This is a genomic window from Pseudomonas sp. HR1 (assembly GCF_030175875.1).
Taxonomy (GTDB): domain Bacteria; phylum Pseudomonadota; class Gammaproteobacteria; order Pseudomonadales; family Pseudomonadaceae; genus Chryseomonas; species Chryseomonas oryzihabitans.
On sequence record NZ_JASNRF010000003.1, the window covers coordinates 717,310 to 737,026 of the forward strand.

Sequence of the window (19,717 nt, forward strand, 5' to 3'; positions counted from 1 at the left end):
CAGTTTTCCGCGAAACGGCCGACATGCCTGCTCAATGGCAAGAATTCGCCCGTCTCCTTTTGCGGATCGCTGTATGTCTTCACTGTCGTCTTCCTCTGCGCTGCGCACGCTGCGGGTCGTCTGGCCCTTCGTCATCATCCTGTCCTGCCAGGCGCTGGTCGCCATCGTCAGCCTGCAGCTGCTGTCGACGGTGCGCGCCTATGTGTCCGCGGAAAGCCTGTGGAGCAAGAGCCTCGGCAACGCCATGCTGGCGCTCGGCGCCTACCTGGACGAGGGGCGGCCCGAGTTCTATCACGCCTACCTCGCGTCCATCAGCGTCAACGACCTCGACCGGGCGGCGCGGCAGGAACTCGATAGTGCCGGCGACCGGGCCGAAGCGGCGCGGCTGCTGCGCCTGGCAGGCAACAGCCCGGACGACATCGATGGCCTCATCGCGCTCTTCCAGATGGCTCGACATGTGGAACCCTTCGAAGGGGTGATCGCCCGCTGGCAGATCACCGATCCCTACATGGACGAATTCCAGGCCCTGGCCCGCACCGGCTTCGAGTTGATCAAGCTGCGGGGACCGGGACCGGCGCTGATTCCGCTGAAACGCCAGCTGCTGGACCTGCACGACCGGATGATGCCGGAAACGGTGGCCTTCTCGGAGCGCCTGGGGGTGGCGTCGCGGCAGCTGGTGGCGGCCCTGTTCATCGCCAACGTCCTGGTCGGCGCCTTGCTGGTGCTCCTGGCCATCTGGCGCATGCACAGCCTGGTGCAACAGCGCTGGCGCTCCGAGCAGGCGCTGCAGGCCGAAAAGGAACATATCCAGGTCATCCTGGCGTCCCTGGGCGATGCCGTGCTGGCGCTGAATGCCCAGGGTCGGCTGCTCTATCACAACCCGGCCGCGGAGCGCCTGCTGGCGTGGCCGGGGCTGGCGGCGGGTACGCCCGTCACCCACCTGTTCGACATCCAGACCGAGGACCAGCCGGCGTCGACCCAGCCGCTGGCCGAACGCCTGCGCAGTCAGGACTGGCTGGCGGGCAACGAGCCCCTGGCGCATCAGCTGGTGCGTATCGACGGCACCCGGGTGCCGGTGGCCCTGACGGTGACCCCCCTGCCGCGGGGCGAGTCCGGCACCGGGGTGGTGCTGGTGATGCACGACCAGACCCGCGAGCGCGCCTTTCTGCATGATCTGGCCTGGCAGGCCAGTCACGATGCCCTGACCGGGCTGCTCAATCGCCGCGAATTCGAGACCCGGCTGGAGCGCCTGCTGGCCCGCGAGGACCTGGCCTGTGCCTCGCTGCTGTTCATCGATCTGGACCAGTTCAAGATAGTCAACGACACCTCCGGGCATTTCCATGGCGATCGCCTGCTGCGCCAGCTGTGCGAATTGCTCGCTCAGCAACTGGGCGAAGAGGATTGCCTGGCGCGGCTGGGCGGCGACGAATTCGGCGTCCTGCTGGAAAGCCGTACGCCGGCGCAGGTCGAGGCCGTGGCCGAGCGCCTGCGCTGCTGCGTCGGTAGCCTGCAATTCGAAGCGGCCGGGCAGGGCTTTCGCGTCGGCCTGAGCATCGGCGTGGTGCACCTGGGAGGCCAGGCCCTGGCGCCCGAGGAGGCGCTGCGCCTGGCCGATCTGGCCTGCTACGCGGCCAAGGACAAGGGGCGCAATCGCATCCAGGTCTTTGCCCCGGGCGATGTGGAGCTGGATCAGCGCCATGGCGAGATGGCCTGGGTGCAGCGCCTGCACCGGGCGCTGGCCGAGGACAGGTTTCGGCTATATCTCCAGCCGATCCTGGGGCTGGGCCAGGAGACCGTCGCGGATCGCCACGTGGAGGTGCTGATGCGACTGGAAGAGGGCGAGCGGCTGATCGCGCCGGGCGCCTTCATCCCGGCCGCGGAGCGTTATGGCCTGATGCCCGATCTGGATCGCTGGGTGATCGCCGCGGCCCTGGCGCGCTTCGCCGAGCTGCCCGACGGGTTGCTCGACACCCTGGCCATCAACCTGTCCGGGCACTCGCTGGGCGAGGCGGGTCTGGCCGATTTCGTCAGGCAGCAGCTGCAGCGCTGGCAGATCGCGCCGGCGCGCATCTGCTTCGAGATCACCGAGACCAGCGCCGTGGCCAATCTGGATGCGGCGCGGTTGTTCATGGACGAATTGCGTGGCCTGGGGGTGAGATTCTCGCTGGACGACTTCGGCGCCGGGATGTCGTCCTTCACCTACCTCAAGCACCTGCCGGTGGACTACCTGAAGATCGACGGCAGCTTTGTCCGCCACCTGCTGGAAGACGCCGTGGACAGCGCCATGGTCGAGGCGATCAATCAGCTGGGCCATCTCACCGGCAAGAAGACCATCGCCGAGTTCGCCGAGAACCCGGCGGTGGTGGCGGCGCTGACTGCCCTGGGGGTCGACTATGCCCAGGGCTACGGCATCGCCCGGCCGCAGCCCTTCACCGAGGACACCTGCCAGGCGCTGCTCCGGCAGGTGTGGCACGAGACTTCAGGGACGCGCGTCGTCGTCCTTGAAGCGGCGGAAGAGGGTGGCCAGTAGCGCCCCGGAGATGTTGTGCCAGACGCTGAACAGGGCGCTGGGGACCGCGGCCAGCGGCGAGAAATGCGCCGTGGCCAGGGCGGCGCCGAGCCCGGAATTCTGCATGCCGACTTCCAGTGCCAGGGATTTGCGCTGGGCCACCGGAAGCTTGCAGAACTTGCCGGTGAGATAGCCGAGCAGGAAGCCGAAACCGTTGTGCAGGATCACCACCGCCATGATCAGCAGCCCGGATTCCGCGATGCGCGCCTGGCTGGCGGCCACCACCGCGGCAACGATCACCACGATGCTCACCACCGAAGCCAGCGGCAGCACCTCGACCAGGGCGCCGACGCGCTGGCCGAGCAGACGCTGGGCGACCAGACCCAGGGCGATGGGCAGCAGCACCACCTGCAGGATCGACCAGAACAGCCCGCCAAAGGAGATCGGCAGCCAGGTGGAGGCCAGCAGCCAGATCAGCGCCGGGGTCAGCAGGGGCGCGAGCAGGGTGGTCACCGCGGCGATGGCCACCGAAAGCGCCAGGTCGCCCTTGGCCAGCCAGGTCATGACGTTGGACGCCGTGCCGCTGGGGCAGCAGCCGACCAGGATGACGCCGACGGCGATCTCCGGCGGCAGGTGGAACAGCTGACAGAGCGCCCAGGCCACGCCCGGCATGATGACGAAGTGGGCTACCACGCCCAGCAGCACCCGCCAGGGGTGACGGCCGACGGCGGCGAAATCCTCGACCTTGAGCGTCAGGCCCATGCCGAACATGATCACCCCCAGCAGCGGCACGATGGCCACGCTCAGCGGCTTGAACACCGTGGGGGCGAAGAACGCCAGCAGGGCGGCGAGCAGCACCCAGAAGGCGAAGGTATTGCCGACGAAGCGGCTGAAGGCGGCCAGGGCACGCATGGCAAACTCCCTTTTCAATAGGCAGAAAAAAGGCCGGTCTGCGCCGGCCTTGAGGTGAGCTTAGAGCCCCTGTGGCAATTCTTCACCACCCAGGGCTTCGATCAGCTGTGGCAGGAATTCCGCCAGGGTCATCATCATCAGCACGAAGCTGGCGTCCTGCTGGCCGAGGGCGTCTTCGCCGCCGTCCTGTTCGGCCTGGTCCTGCAGGAGGTCCTCGAACTTCAGGCGCTTGATGGTGACCTTGTCGTCCAGCAGCAGGGCCAGCTTGTCCTGCCAGGCCAGGGCCAGCTTGGTGACCAGCTTGCCGGCGCCCAGGTGGTTCTGGATCTCTTCGCTGGTGAGGTCCTGACCCTTGCAGCGCACCACGCCGCCGTCTTCGCCGGCATCGCGCAGTTCGCACTCGTCGAGGATGTAGAGGCCATGGGTGGCGTCACCGGCCTTGACCCAGTCGGTGAAGGTGGCCATGGGGGCCTGCTTGACGCCCAGCGGGCGGACCGGCAGCGAGCCCAGAGCATCGCGCAGGGTGGAGAGCAGGTCCTCGGCGCGCTTGGCGCTGGAGGCGTCGACCAGGATCCAGCCCTGCTTGGGATCGATGGCGGCATAGGTGGTCTGGCGCCGGATGAAGGCGCGCGGCAGGAAGGCCTGGACGATCTCGTCCTTGATCTGCTCCTTCTCCTTCTTGTAGACCTTGCGCATCTGCTGGTTTTCGATCTCGTCGACCTTTTCCTGCACGGCCTCCTTGACCACGCTGCTGGGCAGGATGCGTTCTTCCTTGCGCGCGGCGATCAGGAAAAAGCCCTGGCTTTCGTGCACCAGCGGCAGGTCCGGGCCCTTGCCGAAGGGGGCGACGAATCCATAGGTGGACAATTCCTGGCTGGCGCAGGGACGAGCCGGCTTGGCGGCGAGGGCGGCTTCGAGGGCTTCGGTCTCGAAGGCGACTTCCTGGGTGAGACGGTAGACGAGCAGATTACGGAACCACATGGTGTCACTCCCAAAAACGAAGCGCGCATTATCCGCGTCGCCCGCCCCGGAGGCCAACCCCGGATCGCGATGGTCGTCGGGAATGCGCGCTTTCTTAGGTGCGCCGGAGGGCAGCGCTAAGCCTTTGGAAGTGCTGGGAAAATTTTTTTGAAAAAGGGGTTGCCAGGTCGTAAACCCGTCCGTAGAATGCGCCCCACTTCGAGAGCAAACGGGTGATTAGCTCAGCTGGGAGAGCATCTGCCTTACAAGCAGAGGGTCGGCGGTTCGATCCCGTCATCACCCACCACTCGAGGTAATGCGCAGCGGTAGTTCAGTCGGTTAGAATACCGGCCTGTCACGCCGGGGGTCGCGGGTTCGAGTCCCGTCCGCTGCGCCATTCAAAGGTTGTCTGGTCCTGAACGCCAGCAACCATCGAGAAGCGGCCCTAGTGGCCGCTTTTTCGTTTGGGCGCGATTTATCTGGTCGGGCTTTCTCGGGTTTTTCCTTCTCTATGTAGCTTGCTTGGGTCGAGGGTTTTTGCTCGTAGGCCTGTTCGCATGCCTGTGGAAAACGCTGCGCGGTTTTCCACGCTACTGATTAATCATGGCCGCGGTGCTCCGCCGATATGGCTGCTTCTGCATTAGGGTTCTGATCGCGGCCATGGGCCGCTCCTACAGGCACGGATACCGCTGTAGGAGCGGCCCATGGCCGCGATCAGGGATAGGGCAGGAGCGTTCAGCCCCGCACCGCATCCAGCACCGCTTCCAGCGGGTGCCGCAGGCGGCGGTCGTCGATGCGCTTGACCTGGCTGCGGCAGGAATAGCCGGTAGCAAGGGCTTCGCCCTGGTCCGCCGGGACGGCCAGGGCGCGGGCCCAGGACTGGTCGTAGATCACCTTGGAGGTCGCCAGGTTGCGTGCCTCGTGGCCGTAGGTGCCGGACATGCCGCAGCAGCCGGTGCTTTCCAGCTTGAGGCCCAGGCCCAGGCGTTCGAACACCTGCTGCCACTGGCTGACGCTGGCCGGGGCGTTGGTCTTCTCGGTGCAATGGCCGAGCAGGCGATAGACCTTGTCGCCGACCACCTTCTGCTCTTTCGGCAACACCTGTAGCAGCCATTCCTGGGGCAGCAGGACCTCGGGCATCCGGGCGATGCCGGGGACCTTGGCGTATTCCTGGCGATAGACCAGGGTCATGGCCGGATCGAGGCCGACCAGCTTGACGCCGAAGCCGGCCAGGCTGGCGAGTTGAGCGGCGTTGCGCCGTGCGGTGCGCTCGAAGGCGCCGAGAAAACCCTGCACCTGCAGCGGCTTGCCGTTGGCGCGATAGGGCGCGAGGAACACCCGCTGACCCAGCCGGGCCGCCAGTTCGAGGAAGGCGGCGGTGAGCGGCGTCTCGAAGTAGCGGGTGAAGGCATCCTGTACCACCACTACGGTCCTGGCGCGCTCGTCCTCGCTCAGCGCCAGCAGCCGCTCCGGCGTGGCGATCTGCACCTGCCACCGATGCATGACCGGCACCAGGTCGAAGCGGCTGAGCAGGGGACTGTCGACCATGCCGATGCGCTCGGCGAACAGCCGCTGGATCGGCGTCGCGCCCATCACGGCGTTGTACAGGCCGGGCGCCCGGGCGAACAGCGGCAGGCTGAATTCCAGGGAGCCGATCAGGTAGTCGCGCAGCGGGCGCAGGTAGCGACGGTGATAGAGCTCGAGAAAGCGCGAGCGGAATTCCGGGACGTTGACCTTGATCGGGCACTGTCCCGCGCAGGACTTGCAGGCCAGGCAACCGGCCATGGCATCGTAGACTTCGTGGGAGAAGTCCGCCTCGGCTTGGCGGCCATTGCGCCAGCGCTGCGGCAGGGCCTTGAGCCAGTTCAGCGCACCGCGCGGCGCCGGGGCCAGGACATCGATGCCGGCCTGGCCCTGCAGGCGCAGCCATTCGCGGATCAGGGCGGCGCGGCCCTTGGGCGAATGGATGCGCTGGCGGGTGGCCTTCCAGGACGGGCACATGGCGTCGTCGGGATCGTAGTTGTAGCAGGCGCCGTTGCCGTTGCAGTGCATGGCGGTGCCGTAGCTCTGCCAGACGCGCTCGTCGAGGGTGCGGTCCAGTTCGCCGCGGAGGGTCACGCCATCGACCTTGAGCAACTCGGCGCCGCTGGCGAGCGGGGTGGCGATCTTGCCCGGATTGAGCTGGTTGTGCGGATCGAAGGCGCCCTTGAGCGCCTGCAGGGCCGGATAGAGGTCACCGAAGAAGGCCGGCGCGTATTCCGAGCGCACGCCCTTGCCGTGTTCGCCCCAGAGCAGGCCGCCGTATTTCTGCGTCAGGGCGGCCACCTGGTCGGAGATCGGCCGGACCAGCGCCGCCTGGCGCGGGTCCTTGAGATCCAGCGCCGGACGCACGTGCAGCACCCCGGCGTCGACGTGGCCGAACATGCCGTATTGCAGGTTGTGGCCATCGAGCAGGGCGCGGAATTCGGCGATGAAGTCGGCCAGCCGCTCGGGCGGTACCGCGGTGTCTTCGACGAAGGGCTGCGGGCGGATCTCGCCCTGGACGTTGCCGAGCAGGCCCACCGCGCGCTTGCGCATGGTGTAGACCCGGGTCACGGCATTGCGGCCGACGGCCAGGGTGTGGCCGAGGCGCTCGACGGTAGGATCCTGGCGCAGGTGCTCGAGGAAGCCCTGGACGCGGGCATCCACTTCCTCGGGATCGTCGCCGCTGAATTCCACCAGGTTGATGCCCAGGGTGGGGCGCGTGACGTCCTCGGGGAAATATTCCGCCACGCTGTGCCAGACGATGTCCTGCATGGCCAGCAGGAGCACCTTGGAATCCACCGTCTCGATGGACAGCGGCTTGAGTTCGATCAGGGCGCGGGCGTCGCGCAGGGCGTCCATGAAGCTGGCGTAGCGGACGTTGACCAGCACCGAATACTTGGGAATCGGCAGGACATTGAGTTTGGCCTCGGCGATAAAGGCCAGGGAGCCCTCGGCGCCGCAGAGCACGCTGTTGAGGTTGAAGCGGCCGTCCGCCTCGATCAGGTGCGCCAGGTCGTAGCCGGTCAGGCAGCGATTGAGCTTGGGAAAGCGCGCCTCGATCAGTTCGGCCTGCTGCTCGGCAATGTCCCGCGCGCAGCGATAGACGGCGCCGGTGCGGTCGTCGCGAGCACAGAGGGCGTCCAGCTCGGCGTTGTCCACCGGGCGACTCTGCAAGCGCTCGCCGCCGATCAGGTAGGCATCCAGCTCCAGCACGTGGTTGCGGGTCTTGCCGTAGGTCACGCTGCCCTGGCCGCTGGCGTCGGTGTTGATCATGCCGCCGATGGTGGCGCGGTTGGAGGTGGACAGCTCCGGGGCGAAGAACAGGCCATGGGGCCGGAGCGCCGCGTTGAGCTGGTCCTTGACCACGCCTGCTTGCACCCGCACCCAGCCCTCGGCGACGTTGATCTCGAGGATCTGGTTCAGGTGGCGGGAGAGGTCGACTACGATGCCGTCGGTCAGGGACTGGCCGTTGGTGCCGGTGCCGCCGCCGCGCGGGGTCAGGACCACGCCCTGGAAGCGCGACTCGCCCATCAGCCGGGCCAGGCGCTGGACGTCGGCGCTGTCCTTGGGAAAGACCGCCGCCTGGGGCAGGCGCTGGTAGATGGAGTTGTCGGTGGCCATGACCGTGCGGCTGGCATGATCCAGCGCGATCTCGCCCTGGAAGCCGCTGGCGGCCAGGGTGGTCAGGAAGTCGGTGTAGGCGGCGGCAAGGGGCGCCGGGGCCGGCAGGCGGGCGATCATGTTCATCAGGCGGGCTCTCTGGCGGCGGACGGCCGTCTCCTTCAGCGAGCGAAGGAATGGCGTCGACCTTTTCTGGCTATAGTAGGCATTCTCACCACAGCGCGGCGGCGCCACAACCGAAGATTCCGCCGCCTATGCCGGAAGATCCTGAATGAATCACCGTCGCCTGACGCCCTCCATGTCGCTGCTGCTGGCTTTCGAGGCGGCGGCGCGCCATGAGAGCTATACCCGGGCGGCCGAGGAGCTGTCGCTGACCCAGAGCGCCGTCGGTCGCCAGGTGCAGGCCCTGGAACAGTTGCTGGGATTGACGCTGTTTCGCCGCGAGGGGCGGCAGATCGTCCTTACCGATGTCGGTCGCGCCTACAGTCGCGAACTGGGCCTGGCCCTGGGGCAGATCCGCAGCGCCACCTTGCAGGCCATGGCCTTCGCCTCCGGCCAGGGCACCCTGCGCCTGGCGGTGCTGCCGACCTTTGGTTCCAAGTGGCTGCTGCCGCGCCTAGGCGACTTCTATGCCGCCCACCCCGGCATGCTGGTGCACCTGCATTCGCGCATCCAGGCGGTGGACTTCGCCGCCAGCGAGATCGATGCCGCCATCAGCGTCGGCAGCGGGGACTGGCCGGGGCTCCGTGCCCATCCGCTGCAAGCCGAGCACCTGGTGGTGATCGCCAGCCCGGCGACCCTGGCGGAATTGCCGGACGCCACGCCTGCCACCCTGGCCGACCAGCTGCTGCTGGGCGTGGCCAACAATCCCCAGGCCTGGGGCGAATGGTTCCGGCATCACGAGCTGCCGCATCGGGCGATGCGCCCGGGGCCGAGTTTCGAGCTGACCTCGCACCTGATCCAGGCGGTACGCGCCGGCATCGGCATCGGCCTGGTGCCGCGGGTACTGGTGGAGGACGAACTGGCCCAGGGCGAGTTGCTGGCCTGTGGGCCGGCGCTGGTCAGTCGCCGCAGCTATTACCTGGTCTATCCGCCGCGCAACGAGGGGCTGCCGTCGCTGCAGGCCTTTCGGCAGTGGCTGCTGGCCGAGATCAATGAAGGAGAGGGACAGCCATGAGCAAGCCGGGACAGCGGGTACTGGCCGCGCTGCGGCAGATGATCCTGTCCGGCGAACTGGGCGCGGGCGAACGCCTGGCGGAGATTCCCACCGCCGAACGCTTTGCCGTGTCGCGCATGCCGGTGCGCCTGGCCCTGCGCACCCTGGCCGAGGAAGGCCTGCTGGAGCGCAGCGGTGCCCGCGGCTATCAGGTGCGGGCGCTGACCGGTGCCGATCTGGAGGGCGCCGTGGAAGTGCGCGGGGTGCTGGAGGGCCTGGCCGCGCGCCAGGCCGCCGAGCGTGGCCTGGACGCGCCGACGCGCGCCCGGCTGGAAGACTGCCTGCGCCGGGGCGATCTGCTGTTCGCCAAGGGGCATGTGCTGCTGGAGGATCTGGAGGAGTACCACGATCTCAACCGGGCCTTTCACCAGGCCATCGTCGCGGCCAGCGGCAATCCGGCCATCGGCCTGGCCCTGGGCCGCCACGAGCATCTGCCCTTCGCCTCGGTGAGCGCGCTGGCGGTGGATGCCGACAATCTCGAGCGCGAATACCGCCGCTTCAACTTCGCCCATCTGCAGCACCATGCGGTCTTCGATGCCCTGGTGCGCGGCCAGGGCGCCCGTGCCGAGGGCATCATGCGCGAGCACGCCCAGGCGACCCTGGGCTATGCACGCTGGTTCGGTGGGGAAGAGGGGGAGGCGGGGGCGGTGCGGGTGTTGGTGTAGGCCGGTTCCCTCACCCCGGCCCTCTCCCAGGGGGAGAGGGGGAGGCTAGGTGGGCTCGGGTCGTCAGAGATCCAGCACCAGCCGCTCGCCCTTGGCGCGGGAGCAGCAGGGGGTGAAGCGGTCGTTGGCGGCGTGCTCGGCCGCGGAGAGAAAGAGGTCGCGGTGCTCGGGTTCGCCCGCCAGCACCGGGGTCAGGCAGGTGCCGCAGAGGCCCTGACCACAGGACACCGGCAGGACGACCCCCATATCGGCCAGGACCTCGACCACGCTGCGCTCGGCCGGTACCTGCACGCGGCGCCCGCTGCGCGCCAGTTCCACCTCGAAGGGGCGCTGCTCGCCCTGGGCGGCGGGATCGGCGGCGAAATACTCCCGATGGATCTGGCCGGGTTGCCAGCCCTGGGCCTGGGCGGCGTCCACCACCGCGGCCATGAAGCCGGCCGGGCCGCAGACATAGAGGTGGTCGTCCGGCGCCGCCGGGCCGAGCAGGTGCTGGAAGTTGGGTCTCAGCGCCGGATCGTGCTGGTCGAAATGCACCCTGACCTGCTCGGCATAGGGTCGCGCCTTGAGCCAGGGGATAAAGGCCGCGTGTTCGCGGTCGCGCACCAGATAGCGCAGGGTGAAACGCGCGCCCTGCTGATAGAGCTGCTCGGCCATGGCCAGGAGGGGGGTGATGCCGATGCCTCCGGCCAGCAGCTGGGTGCGGCGCGCGCTCGGCACCAGGGCGAACAGATTGCGCGGCTCGCTGACCAGCAGGCGATCGCCCACCTGCAGGCGATGCATGGCCTGGGAGCCGCCGCGGGAGTCGGGGACGCGCAGCACGGCGATGCGATAGCGGGTCGGGGCGGGTTCGGGCGTGGCGCACAGCGAATAGTGGCGCAGCAGGCCGTCGCCCAGGGCGATCTCCAGATGGGCGCCGGCGGCGAAGCCGGGCAGGGGGCCGCCGTCGGCGCGGGCCAGGTCGAAGGCCAGGATGGTGGGCGCCTCGCGCTGCACGGCGGTGACGATCAGGTCGAGCATGGGAGGTCTCCTAGGCGATCTGCCGGACCGGGATGCCGGTGGCGGCCTGTTCGGCGGCCAGCAGGCGGTCGATGATCTGCCGCGACTGCACGCCGCCGGCGTCGATGTTGAGCTTGAGCAGGCCGCGCTCGGGATAGCGCAGGAGGTTCTGCTGCTGGCGTTCGAGCATCTCTAGGTCTTCGCCGAAGATCTTGCCCTGGCCCTCGCGGATGCTGGCGGTGAGCTCGGCATCGTCCGGCTTGAAGTTGCGCGCCATGCCCCAGAAGTACCAGATGGAGGTCTCGGTCTCAGGGGTGATGAAGTCCACCACCACGCTGGCGGCCTTGACCGCCGCCGGGGCGTCGTAGCCGCCATGGCCGGCATGGGCCACGCCTACCTCGATCATGACGTGGCTGGGCGGGGTGAAGCGGCAGATCTGCCAGCGATCCACCGGGACGTCATCGGCCAGGCCGTTGCCGCGCAGGGCCATGCGCCAGAAGGGCGGGGCGGAGATGTTTTCCATGTGCCGGCTGGTGATGACCTCGTCGCCTTCGACGCGGGTGGCCGGCGGCGCCTCGTCGATCTCCTTCTGGCCGATGCTGGAGGCGTGGACATAGGTCTCGTGGGTGAGATCCATGAGATTGTCGATCATCAGGCGGTAGTCGCACTGGATGTGATAGAGGCCGCCACCATAGGCCCAGTCCGGGCTCTCGGCCCATTCCAGGTGGGGGATCAGCGCGGGATCGGCCTTGGCCTGGTCGCCCGGCCAGACCCAGACGAAGCCGTGCCGCTCGACGGCGGCATAGGGGCGCACCGCGGGAAAGACGCCGACCCGCTGCCCCGGCATGCCCAGGGTCTTGCCGCCGCAGCCCATCTCCAGGCCGTGATAGCCGCAGACCAGGGTGCCGTCGCGGACGAAGCCCAGGGACAGCGGCGCGCCGCGGTGCGGACAGAAGTCTTCCAGGGCCACCACCTGGCCCTTGGCGTCACGATAGAAGACCAGGGGTTCGCCACAGATCTGGCGGCCCAGGGGCTTGTCCTGCACTTCGTCGGGGGTGCAGGCGACGTACCAGGCGTTCTTCGGGTACATGAACGAGACCTCTTGTTGTTGTGTATTGGATCCAATAATCGATTGAGGTCTTTAGGGGTGTCAATGCGGCTGCCAGGTCGTCGAGGGCGATTGCTGCTCGATAATCGCCCAGTAATTGGCCAGTGATCTGGGCCTTAAGGGAAGGGAATAGCCTTGATCGGCCAGCGCTTTCCGGGCAGGACAGAGGCTGGCGCCTGGATTCGATTGGAAAGCGGCATCTTGTGGATTGGATCCATATTTGCCAGCGTTAGCGGGCTGAGATTCCAACAACAAGAACCCAAGGATGCTCGCCATGTCAGTACGCCTCGCTGTCTTTCCGTCCAATCCCGGGCGCGTCCCGCGCGGTCGCCGTCACCTGTTCGTTGCGCGAGGTGGGCTATGACCGATCTGCGCGAGATCGTCGACCGGGGGCCCATGCGCGGCTTCCAGTACCTGGCCGTGCTGGTGTGCATCCTGCTCAACATGATCGATGGCTTCGATGTGCTGGTGATGGCCTTTACCGCGGCCTCGGTTTCCCGCGAGTGGGGACTCTCCGGTGCTCAGGTCGGGCTGCTGCTCAGCGCCGGCCTGGTCGGCATGGCGGCCGGTTCGCTGCTGCTGGCGCCGCTGGCCGATCGCTGGGGGCGCCGCCGGCTGATCCTGGTCTGCCTGCTGCTCTCGGGGAGCGGCATGTTGCTCTCGGCGCTGGCGGGGTCGCCGCTGCAACTGGCACTGCTGCGCGGCCTTACCGGCTTGGGCGTGGGGGGAGTGCTGGCCAGCAGCAACGTGATCGCCAGCGAATATTCGGCGCGCCGCTGGCGGGGCCTGGCGGTCAGCTTGCAGGGCATGGGCTATGCGCTGGGAGCGACCCTGGGTGGCTTGCTGGCGGTCTGGCTGCTGTCGCACTGGGGCTGGCGCGCGGTCTTCGGCGCGGGTGGCCTCATCACCCTGGGCGCCCTGCCACTGGTGCTCCTTGGTCTGCCGGAATCGCTGGATTTTCTGCTCACGCGGCGGCCGTTCGGGGCCCTGGTACAGGTCAATCGCCTGGCCCGGCGACTCGGGCAGCCCGAGCTCGCCGCGCTGCCACCGCAGGTGGCAAGCCCCGGCGCCGCCGGCACCGTTGGCCGGCTGCTGGCTCCGGCCTTGCGGCGGACCACCCTGCTGGTGTGGACGCTGTTCTTTCTGGCCATGTTCGGCTTCTACTTCATCATGAGCTGGACGCCGAAGCTGCTGACCACCCTGGGGCTTTCCGAGCAGCAGGGGGTGGCCGGTGGCGTGCTGCTGAGCGTGGGCGGCATCTTTGGCGCCGCCCTGGTGGGTCTGCTGTTCGCTCGCCTGCCGCTGTCCCGGGCGCTGGGCGGCTTCATGCTGACCACCGCGCTGCTGCTGGTGGCCTTCGCCCATATGGGCAGTTCCTACCTGGGCGCCCTGGCCATGGGCCTGCTGATCGGGCTCTTTGCCAATGGCTGCGTCGCCGGACTCTATGCGCTGCCGGCACTGGCCTATGCCGCCGAGGTGCGCGCCACCGGGGTGGGCTGGGGTATCGGGATTGGTCGCCTGGGCGCCATTCTCTCGCCGGTGGTGGCAGGACTGCTCCTCGACCATGGGTGGCCGCCGCTGCGGCTGTACCTGGTCTTTGCTGGCGTCTTCGTCGCGGCGGGGCTGCTGCTCCTGCTGACCCGCCCCGAAGGACGGCCGACGTCAGCGGGCCTGAGCGTATCGGCGAGCAAGGCGCTGGGCTAACCGCTTTTGGCAGGGTCATCGTTTTGCCAAAAATAGTTAATTGACTTAACTAATTCCCTGGCGTAGCTTCAGTGTCATACCCACCCAACAACAAGAGGCACACGCCATGGGCAGTTACGACGGACGCTGGCAGACGGTCAAAGTGGACATCGAGGACGGTATCGCCTGGGTGACGCTCAATCGTCCGGAAAAACGCAATGCCATGAGCCCCACCCTCAACCGCGAGATGGTCGAGGTGCTGGAGACCCTGGAGCAGGACGCCAGTGCCGGCGTGCTGGTGCTGACCGGTGCCGGCGAGGCCTGGACCGCGGGCATGGACCTCAAGGAATACTTCCGCGAGACCGATGCCGGCCCGGAGATCCTGCAGGAAAAGATTCGCCGCGAAGCCTCCCAGTGGCAGTGGAAGCTGTTGCGCATGTACGCCAAGCCGACCATCGCCATGGTCAACGGCTGGTGCTTTGGCGGCGGCTTCAGTCCGCTGGTGGCCTGCGACCTGGCCATCACCGCCGACGAGGCCACCTTCGGCCTGTCCGAGATCAACTGGGGCATCCCGCCGGGCAACCTGGTGAGCAAGGCCCTGGCCGATACCGTGGGCCATCGCACCGCCCTCTACTATGTGATGACCGGCAAGACCTTCAGCGGTCCCGAGGCCGCGGCCATGGGCCTGGTCAACCAGAGCGTGCCGCGCGACCAGTTGCGCGAGGTGACCACCGCCCTGGCCCGCGAGCTGCTGGACAAGAATCCGGTGGTGCTGCGCGCCGCCAAGGTCGGCTTCAAGCGCTGCCGCGAACTGACCTGGGAGCAGAACGAGGACTACCTCTATGCCAAGCTCGACCAGTCGCGCCTGCAGGATCCGGAAGGCGGTCGCGAGCAGGGCATGAAGCAGTTCCTCGACGACAAGAGCATCAAGCCCGGTCTGCAGACCTACAAGCGCTAGATCGCCACCGCCCCACATACAACAACAAGAGGTAGCGTCATGGTCGAGGTATCCCTGCTCATCGGCGGCGCCAGCCGCCCGGCCGGCGACGGTCGCAGCTATCAGCGTTGCCATCCGGTGACTGGCGCGGTGGTCTCCACGGTGGCCGCCGCCACCCTGGACGATGCCGACGCCGCGGTGGCTGCGGCCCAGGCCGCCTTTCCCGCCTGGGCCGCGTTGCCGCCGGGCGAGCGCCGCCGCCGTTTGCTGGCGGCAGCCGATGGCCTGGCGGCGCGCAGTGGCGAATTCGTCGCCCTGGCCGGGGAGACCGGGGCCATGGCCAACTGGTACGGCTTCAATGTCCACCTGGCCGCCAACATGCTGCGCGAGGCGGCGGCCATGACCACCCAGATCCAGGGCGAAGTCATCCCTTCCGACGTTCCCGGCAGCTTCGCCATGGCCTTGCGCCAGCCCTGTGGCGTGGTGCTGGGTATCGCGCCCTGGAACGCGCCGGTGATCCTGGGGACCCGCGCCCTGGCCATGCCGCTGGCCTGCGGCAACACCGTGGTGCTCAAGGCCTCCGAACAGAGTCCGGGCGTGCACCGGCTGATCGGCCAGGTGCTGCAGGACGCCGGGCTGGGCGACGGCGTGGTCAATGTGGTCACCAACGCCCCGGAGGATGCCCCGGCCATCGTCGAACGGCTGATCGCCAACCCGGCGGTGCGGCGGGTCAACTTCACCGGCTCCACCCGGGTCGGTCGCATCGTTGGCGAGCTGTCGGCGCGCCATCTGAAGCCCGCCGTGCTGGAACTGGGCGGCAAGGCGCCGCTGCTGGTGCTGGAAGACGCCGACCTGGATGCCGCGGTCGCCGCGGCAGCCTTTGGCGCCTACTTCAACCAGGGGCAGATCTGTATGTCCACCGAGCGCCTGCTGGTCGACAGCCGCATCGCCGACGCCTTTGTCGAGCGCCTGGCGGCCAAGGTGCGCACTCTCAAGGCGGGTGATCCCAGTGCAGCCGACTCGGTGCTGGGCTCGTTGATCGACGCCAGCGCCGGCACCCGCATCAAGGCCATGATCGACGACGCCGTGGGCAAGGGCGCCCGGCTGGTCTGTGGTGGCCAGCTCGACGGCAGCATCCTCCAGCCGACCCTGCTGGATGGCGTCACCGCCGAGATGCAGCTCTATGCCGAGGAATCCTTCGGACCGGTCGCGGTGGTGATCCGTGCCGAGGGCGACGAAGCCCTGCTGCGCCTGGCCAACGATTCCGAATTCGGTCTCTCGTCCGCCATCTTCAGCCGCGACACCGCCCGCGCCCTGGCGCTGGCCCAGCGGGTGGAGAGCGGCATTTGCCACATCAATGGCCCCACGGTGCACGACGAGGCGCAGATGCCCTTCGGCGGCGTCAAGTCCAGTGGCTACGGCAGCTTCGGTTCGCGCGTCTCCATCGACCACTTCACCCAGTTGCGCTGGGTGACGCTGCAGACGGGGCCACGTCACTACCCGATCTAGCGTCCGCAGTCCCTAGCTCCTGTTGCAACAACAATAAGAGGCGCCTCCGGGCGCCAGCCCAGAGGAGAATTCAAGGTGAGTCACGTCACGCAAACCCGCGCGCCCGCCGATCAGCCGCTGCGCTATCGCCCGGTGACCCTGGGCCACCCCGGGGTCACGGTGGAAGAGCGCGGGGGGCTGCTCTACATGGCCTCCCAGGAAGCCCTGACCCCACCGCCGCCGCGGCTGCTGGAACGCCTGCTGCACTGGGCCGCGGTGGCACCGGACCGCACCTTCTTCGCCGCGCGGGACGCCGGCGGCGCCTGGCGCGAATTTTCCTATGGCGAGATGCTGCAGCGAGTGCGCCAGCTGGCCGCCGCGCTGCTGGAGTTCGGCCTCTGCGCCGAGCGTCCGCTGGCGATTCTCTCCGGCAACGACCCCGAGCACCTGCAACTGGCCATGGCGGCGCTCTATGCCGGCATTCCCTTCTGCCCGGTGTCACCCGGCTATGCGCTGCTGTCCCAGGACCACGCCAAGCTGCGCCATGTCTGCGGTCTGCTGCAGCCGGGGCTGGTGTTCGTCAGCGACGGCCCGGCCTTCCAGAAGGCGCTGGATGCCGTACTGCCCGCCGACGTACCGGTGATCGCGACCCGCGGCCAGGTGCAGGGTCGCAGCACCCTGGCCTTCGCGGCGCTGCTCGCCCGCGGCGAACTGGCCGCCGCCGAGCGCGCCTTCGCCGCCACCGGGCCGGACAGCATCGCCAAGTTTCTCTTCACCTCAGGTTCCACCAAGCTGCCCAAGGCGGTGACCACCACCCAGCGCATGCTCTGCGCCAACCAGCAGATGCTGTTGCAGACCTTTCCGGTGTTCGGCGAAGAGCCGCCGGTGCTGGTGGACTGGCTGCCCTGGAACCACACCTTCGGCGGCAGCCACAACCTGGGGATCGTGCTCTACAACGGTGGCACCTTCTACCTGGACGAGGGCAAGCCGACGCCCCAGGGCTTCGGCGAAACCCTGCGCAACCTGCAGGAGGTATCGCCCACCGCCTACCTCACGGTGCCGCGCGGCTGGGAGGAGCTGGCCAATGCGCTGGAGCGCGACGCCAAGTTGCGCGAGCGCTTCTTCGCCCGCATGCGACTGTTCTTCTTTGCCGCGGCGGGGCTGTCGCAAAGCGTCTGGGATCGCCTGGATCGCATCGCCGAGGCCCACTGCGGCGAACGCATCCGCATGATGGCCGGCCTGGGCATGACCGAGGCCTCGCCCAGTTGCACCTTCACCACCGGCCCGCTGTCGGTGGCCGGCTATGTCGGGGTGCCGGCGCCGGGCTGCGAACTCAAGCTGGTACCGGTGGACGGCAAGCTGGAAGGGCGCTTCCGCGGTCCGCACATCATGCCCGGCTACTGGCGCGATGCCGCCCAGACCACCGCCTGCTTCGACGAGGAAGGCTTCTACTGCTCGGGCGATGCGCTCAAGCTGGTCGATCCGGCCAATCCGCAACTGGGCCTGATGTTCGACGGCCGCATCGCCGAGGACTTCAAGCTCTCGTCCGGGGTCTTCGTCAGCGTCGGTCCCCTGCGCAATCGCGCGGTGCTGGAGGGGACGCCGCTGGTGCAGGACGTGGTGGTGGCGGCGCCGGATCGCGAGTGCCTGGGGCTGCTGGTCTTTCCGCGCCTGGCGGACTGCCGGCAACTGGCCGGGCTGGACGATGGGGTCGATGCCGTCACGGTGCTGGCCAGCGCCCCCGTGCAGGACTGGTTCGCCGCCTGGCTGGGGCGCCTCAATCGCGAGGCCTCGGGCAACGCCAGCCGCCTGGAATGGGTCGCCCTGCAGGAAGAGCCACCATCCGCCGACCGCGGCGAGATCACCGACAAGGGCTCGCTCAACCAGCGCAGCGTCCTGACCCATCGCGCCGAGCGGCTGGACGCTTGCTACCGGGGAACGGCGCCGCTGTTGATCAGGGCGTAATTCGGCGGCTGGGGTCGCCCTCACCCCAGCCCTCTCCCAGAGGGAGAGGGGGCGTTCAGTGCCACTGCGCGATTTTCGTAGGTTGCGGTTGAGCGTAGCGAAGCCCCACAAGGGGGTGAGTGGCTGACGACATCCCTCACCCCAGCCCTCTCCCAGAGGGAGAAGGAGCGTTCAGTGCCACTGCGCGATTTTCGTAGGTTGCGGTTGAGCGTAGCGAAGCCCCACAAGGGGGTGAGTGGCTGACGACATCCCTCACCCCAGCCCTCTCCCAGAGGGAGAAGGAGCGTTCAGTGCCACTGCGCGACTTTCGTAGGTTGCGGTTGAGCGTAGCGAAGCCCTACAAGGGGGGGCTGACGACATCCCTCATCCCAGCCTCTTCCGTGGGAGAGGGGCGTTACGCGAGGGCGGCGGAGACTGGCGCCAGGGGCCGCCGGCCCTTATGTCCGATCACTCATCCTTGCGCGGCTTGCGCTTCGCCTGATCCGTGCCGTACAGGGGCTTGCCGCCCAGGCTGCGGGTGAGTTCATCCGCGGCTTCGCGCAGGACCTCGTACAGGGTCTGGGCGCGTTCCAGGCTGAGGCGATTGGCCGGCCCCGAGATCACCAGAGCACCCAGCAGCTCTTCCTGGGCGTCATAAATGGGCAGGGCGACGGAAGAGGCGTGCGGATCGGTGGCACCGCAGGAATAGAAGGGGATGATCCCCGCCTTGGCCACCGCGTAGGGCGTCTGCAGGGCCTGGGCACCGGCCGCCTGGTCCATGGGACGCATGTCGCCGGGTTGGAGGTGCAGACGCAGGCGATGCGGGGAATTCACCCGGTACTGACAGAGTCGGTAGGCGCCGTGTCGTACATAGAAGGAGGCGGTTTCGCCGCTCTCTTCGGTGAGCTGATGCAGCCGCGGCATGATGTGGCGGCCGACATCGTGAGAATCCTGGTAGACGGCATTGAGGCGCACGACCTCGCTGGCCAGGATGTAGTTGCCATCGGCGAGCCGGGTCACCAGACCGTATTTTTCCAGGGACACCACCAGGCGCATGATGGTGCTCTTGATCAGGCCGGTGCGATTGGCCAGTTCGGCGAGACTCAGGGCGGCATCGCCGATGCGAAAGGCGGTGAGAACGGTCAAGACGCGATCAGCAGAGGCAACGCCGGAAACGCCTGGGCGAGGACGGTTGGTGTTCAAGCGAGTGTTCCTAAAGGGCAGCTATCGCCCCATTATCCGCGAGCGCCCGGTGTGCGCCTAGTGAGTCACTCACACCGGTCAGCTGTCCAGGCGCTGCTATCCGCCTTTATTGATAGCTAGACATTTCAATGGCAATGGCCCACCCGCCCCGAGGTGAGCGTCCACCAATGCCCCGATCATGCCGTCAGGGCATTGCTTTGCTTGCGCCGCCGCGCAGATCGCCGCGCTGCGTTCCTGGATCTCCTGACGCAGGAGCCGGTCGTTCTCGGAGTAGTCCAGGCTCTCTCCCCCGGGAATGCCGAAGAGGTATTGCACCCTCGTTTCCAGGCAACGAATGACCAGGCGGCGGCCCTCATCATGGGTCCTGTATTCCTTTTTGAAGTGGGAAGGGCGTTCCGGGCTGTCGAGTGAAGCTGTGGGAATTCATGAGCGATCCTTTAAAAAAGAAATG

14 protein-coding genes and 2 tRNA genes are annotated in these 19,717 nt (G+C 67.7%); 9 read left to right on the plus strand and 7 right to left on the minus strand.

Annotated elements, in window-relative coordinates; translation table 11 throughout:
• The first annotated feature begins 73 nt into the window (after positions 1-73).
• A complete protein-coding gene (locus QKY98_RS14740) occupies positions 74-2,530 on the plus strand; it encodes a putative bifunctional diguanylate cyclase/phosphodiesterase (RefSeq protein WP_284671140.1) in 2,457 nt (818 codons plus the stop codon).
• Here QKY98_RS14740 and QKY98_RS14745 read toward each other — a convergent pair.
• The gene (locus QKY98_RS14745; protein ID WP_169854170.1) at positions 2,480-3,421 is read right to left on the minus strand and encodes a bile acid:sodium symporter family protein; all 942 of its coding nucleotides are present in this window, start codon (positions 3,419-3,421) and stop codon (positions 2,480-2,482) included. The two genes, QKY98_RS14740 and QKY98_RS14745, sit on opposite strands and share 51 nt — an antisense overlap.
• Before the next feature lie 60 nt (positions 3,422-3,481).
• A complete protein-coding gene (gene rdgC / locus QKY98_RS14750; protein ID WP_007159072.1) occupies positions 3,482-4,402 on the minus strand; it encodes a recombination-associated protein RdgC in 921 nt (306 codons plus the stop codon).
• A 210-nt stretch (positions 4,403-4,612) separates the two neighbouring features.
• On the opposite strand from rdgC, the gene QKY98_RS14755 reads away from it, so the two are divergent.
• Together QKY98_RS14755 and QKY98_RS14760 are read left to right on the plus strand one after the other, a co-directional pair.
• A tRNA-Val gene (locus QKY98_RS14755) sits at positions 4,613-4,688 on the plus strand.
• 13 nt (positions 4,689-4,701) lie between these two features.
• Positions 4,702-4,778 (plus strand) — tRNA-Asp (locus QKY98_RS14760).
• Positions 4,779-5,116: 338 nt separating this feature from the next.
• Here the strand turns inward: QKY98_RS14760 and ydiJ are convergent.
• Positions 5,117-8,146 (minus strand): D-2-hydroxyglutarate dehydrogenase YdiJ, encoded by a 3,030-nt coding sequence (ydiJ, locus tag QKY98_RS14765; RefSeq protein ID WP_284671189.1) that lies wholly within the window; start codon positions 8,144-8,146, stop codon positions 5,117-5,119.
• Between the two features lie 151 nt (positions 8,147-8,297).
• On the opposite strand from ydiJ, the gene QKY98_RS14770 reads away from it, so the two are divergent.
• Together QKY98_RS14770 and QKY98_RS14775 are read left to right on the plus strand one after the other, a co-directional pair.
• Complete coding sequence (locus tag QKY98_RS14770; RefSeq protein WP_027596841.1) at positions 8,298-9,203, plus strand: LysR substrate-binding domain-containing protein; 906 nt, start codon at positions 8,298-8,300, stop codon at positions 9,201-9,203.
• Positions 9,200-9,907 carry a GntR family transcriptional regulator gene (locus QKY98_RS14775; RefSeq protein ID WP_027596840.1) on the plus strand — a complete coding sequence of 236 codons (708 nt, stop codon included), beginning with the start codon at positions 9,200-9,202 and terminating at the stop codon, positions 9,905-9,907. The genes QKY98_RS14770 and QKY98_RS14775 overlap by 4 nt, the downstream gene beginning before the upstream one ends.
• A gap of 63 nt (positions 9,908-9,970) precedes the next feature.
• Here QKY98_RS14775 and QKY98_RS14780 read toward each other — a convergent pair whose 3' ends face one another.
• On the minus strand, positions 9,971-10,924 hold the full coding sequence (locus QKY98_RS14780) for a PDR/VanB family oxidoreductase (protein ID WP_267397881.1): 954 nt from the start codon (positions 10,922-10,924) through the stop codon (positions 9,971-9,973).
• A 10-nt stretch (positions 10,925-10,934) separates the two neighbouring features.
• On the minus strand, positions 10,935-11,993 hold the full coding sequence (locus QKY98_RS14785; protein WP_267397879.1) for an aromatic ring-hydroxylating dioxygenase subunit alpha: 1,059 nt from the start codon (positions 11,991-11,993) through the stop codon (positions 10,935-10,937).
• A gap of 378 nt (positions 11,994-12,371) precedes the next feature.
• Between QKY98_RS14785 and QKY98_RS14790 the strand changes: the two genes are divergently transcribed.
• The 4 genes from QKY98_RS14790 to QKY98_RS14805 all read left to right on the plus strand — a co-directional run bounded on the left by QKY98_RS14790 (position 12,372) and on the right by QKY98_RS14805 (position 18,084).
• A complete protein-coding gene (locus tag QKY98_RS14790) occupies positions 12,372-13,715 on the plus strand; it encodes an MFS transporter (RefSeq protein WP_284671141.1) in 1,344 nt (447 codons plus the stop codon).
• A gap of 106 nt (positions 13,716-13,821) precedes the next feature.
• Positions 13,822-14,652, plus strand: a complete 831-nt coding sequence (locus QKY98_RS14795; RefSeq protein ID WP_007159065.1) for a p-hydroxycinnamoyl CoA hydratase/lyase — start codon at positions 13,822-13,824, stop codon at positions 14,650-14,652.
• 39 nt (positions 14,653-14,691) lie between these two features.
• Positions 14,692-16,140, plus strand: a complete 1,449-nt coding sequence (locus tag QKY98_RS14800; RefSeq protein WP_284671142.1) for an aldehyde dehydrogenase — start codon at positions 14,692-14,694, stop codon at positions 16,138-16,140.
• A 75-nt stretch (positions 16,141-16,215) separates the two neighbouring features.
• Entirely contained in the window at positions 16,216-18,084 is a 1,869-nt protein-coding gene (locus QKY98_RS14805) for a feruloyl-CoA synthase (protein WP_284671143.1), read from the plus strand.
• A gap of 447 nt (positions 18,085-18,531) precedes the next feature.
• Here the strand turns inward: QKY98_RS14805 and QKY98_RS14810 are convergent, their stop codons facing one another.
• The gene (locus QKY98_RS14810) at positions 18,532-19,266 is read right to left on the minus strand and encodes an IclR family transcriptional regulator (RefSeq protein ID WP_037007228.1); all 735 of its coding nucleotides are present in this window, start codon (positions 19,264-19,266) and stop codon (positions 18,532-18,534) included.
• A 96-nt stretch (positions 19,267-19,362) separates the two neighbouring features.
• Positions 19,363-19,581, minus strand: a complete 219-nt coding sequence (locus QKY98_RS14815; protein ID WP_284671144.1) for a hypothetical protein — start codon at positions 19,579-19,581, stop codon at positions 19,363-19,365.
• Positions 19,582-19,717: the final 136 nt, after the last annotated feature.

Excerpts from the sequence above, each read along its gene's own strand:
- QKY98_RS14740 (WP_284671140.1), top strand. The coding sequence starts at position 74 with ATGTCTTCACTGTCGTCTTCCTCTGCGCTGCGCACGCTGCGGGTCGTC.
- QKY98_RS14745 (WP_169854170.1), bottom strand. The coding sequence starts at position 3,421 with ATGCGTGCCCTGGCCGCCTTCAGCCGCTTCGTCGGCAATACCTTCGCC.
- rdgC (WP_007159072.1), bottom strand. The coding sequence starts at position 4,402 with ATGTGGTTCCGTAATCTGCTCGTCTACCGTCTCACCCAGGAAGTCGCC.
- ydiJ (WP_284671189.1), bottom strand. The coding sequence starts at position 8,146 with ATGATCGCCCGCCTGCCGGCCCCGGCGCCCCTTGCCGCCGCCTACACC.
- QKY98_RS14770 (WP_027596841.1), top strand. The coding sequence starts at position 8,298 with ATGAATCACCGTCGCCTGACGCCCTCCATGTCGCTGCTGCTGGCTTTC.
- QKY98_RS14775 (WP_027596840.1), top strand. The coding sequence starts at position 9,200 with ATGAGCAAGCCGGGACAGCGGGTACTGGCCGCGCTGCGGCAGATGATC.
- QKY98_RS14780 (WP_267397881.1), bottom strand. The coding sequence starts at position 10,924 with ATGCTCGACCTGATCGTCACCGCCGTGCAGCGCGAGGCGCCCACCATC.
- QKY98_RS14785 (WP_267397879.1), bottom strand. The coding sequence starts at position 11,993 with ATGTACCCGAAGAACGCCTGGTACGTCGCCTGCACCCCCGACGAAGTG.
- QKY98_RS14790 (WP_284671141.1), top strand. The coding sequence starts at position 12,372 with ATGACCGATCTGCGCGAGATCGTCGACCGGGGGCCCATGCGCGGCTTC.
- QKY98_RS14795 (WP_007159065.1), top strand. The coding sequence starts at position 13,822 with ATGGGCAGTTACGACGGACGCTGGCAGACGGTCAAAGTGGACATCGAG.
- QKY98_RS14800 (WP_284671142.1), top strand. The coding sequence starts at position 14,692 with ATGGTCGAGGTATCCCTGCTCATCGGCGGCGCCAGCCGCCCGGCCGGC.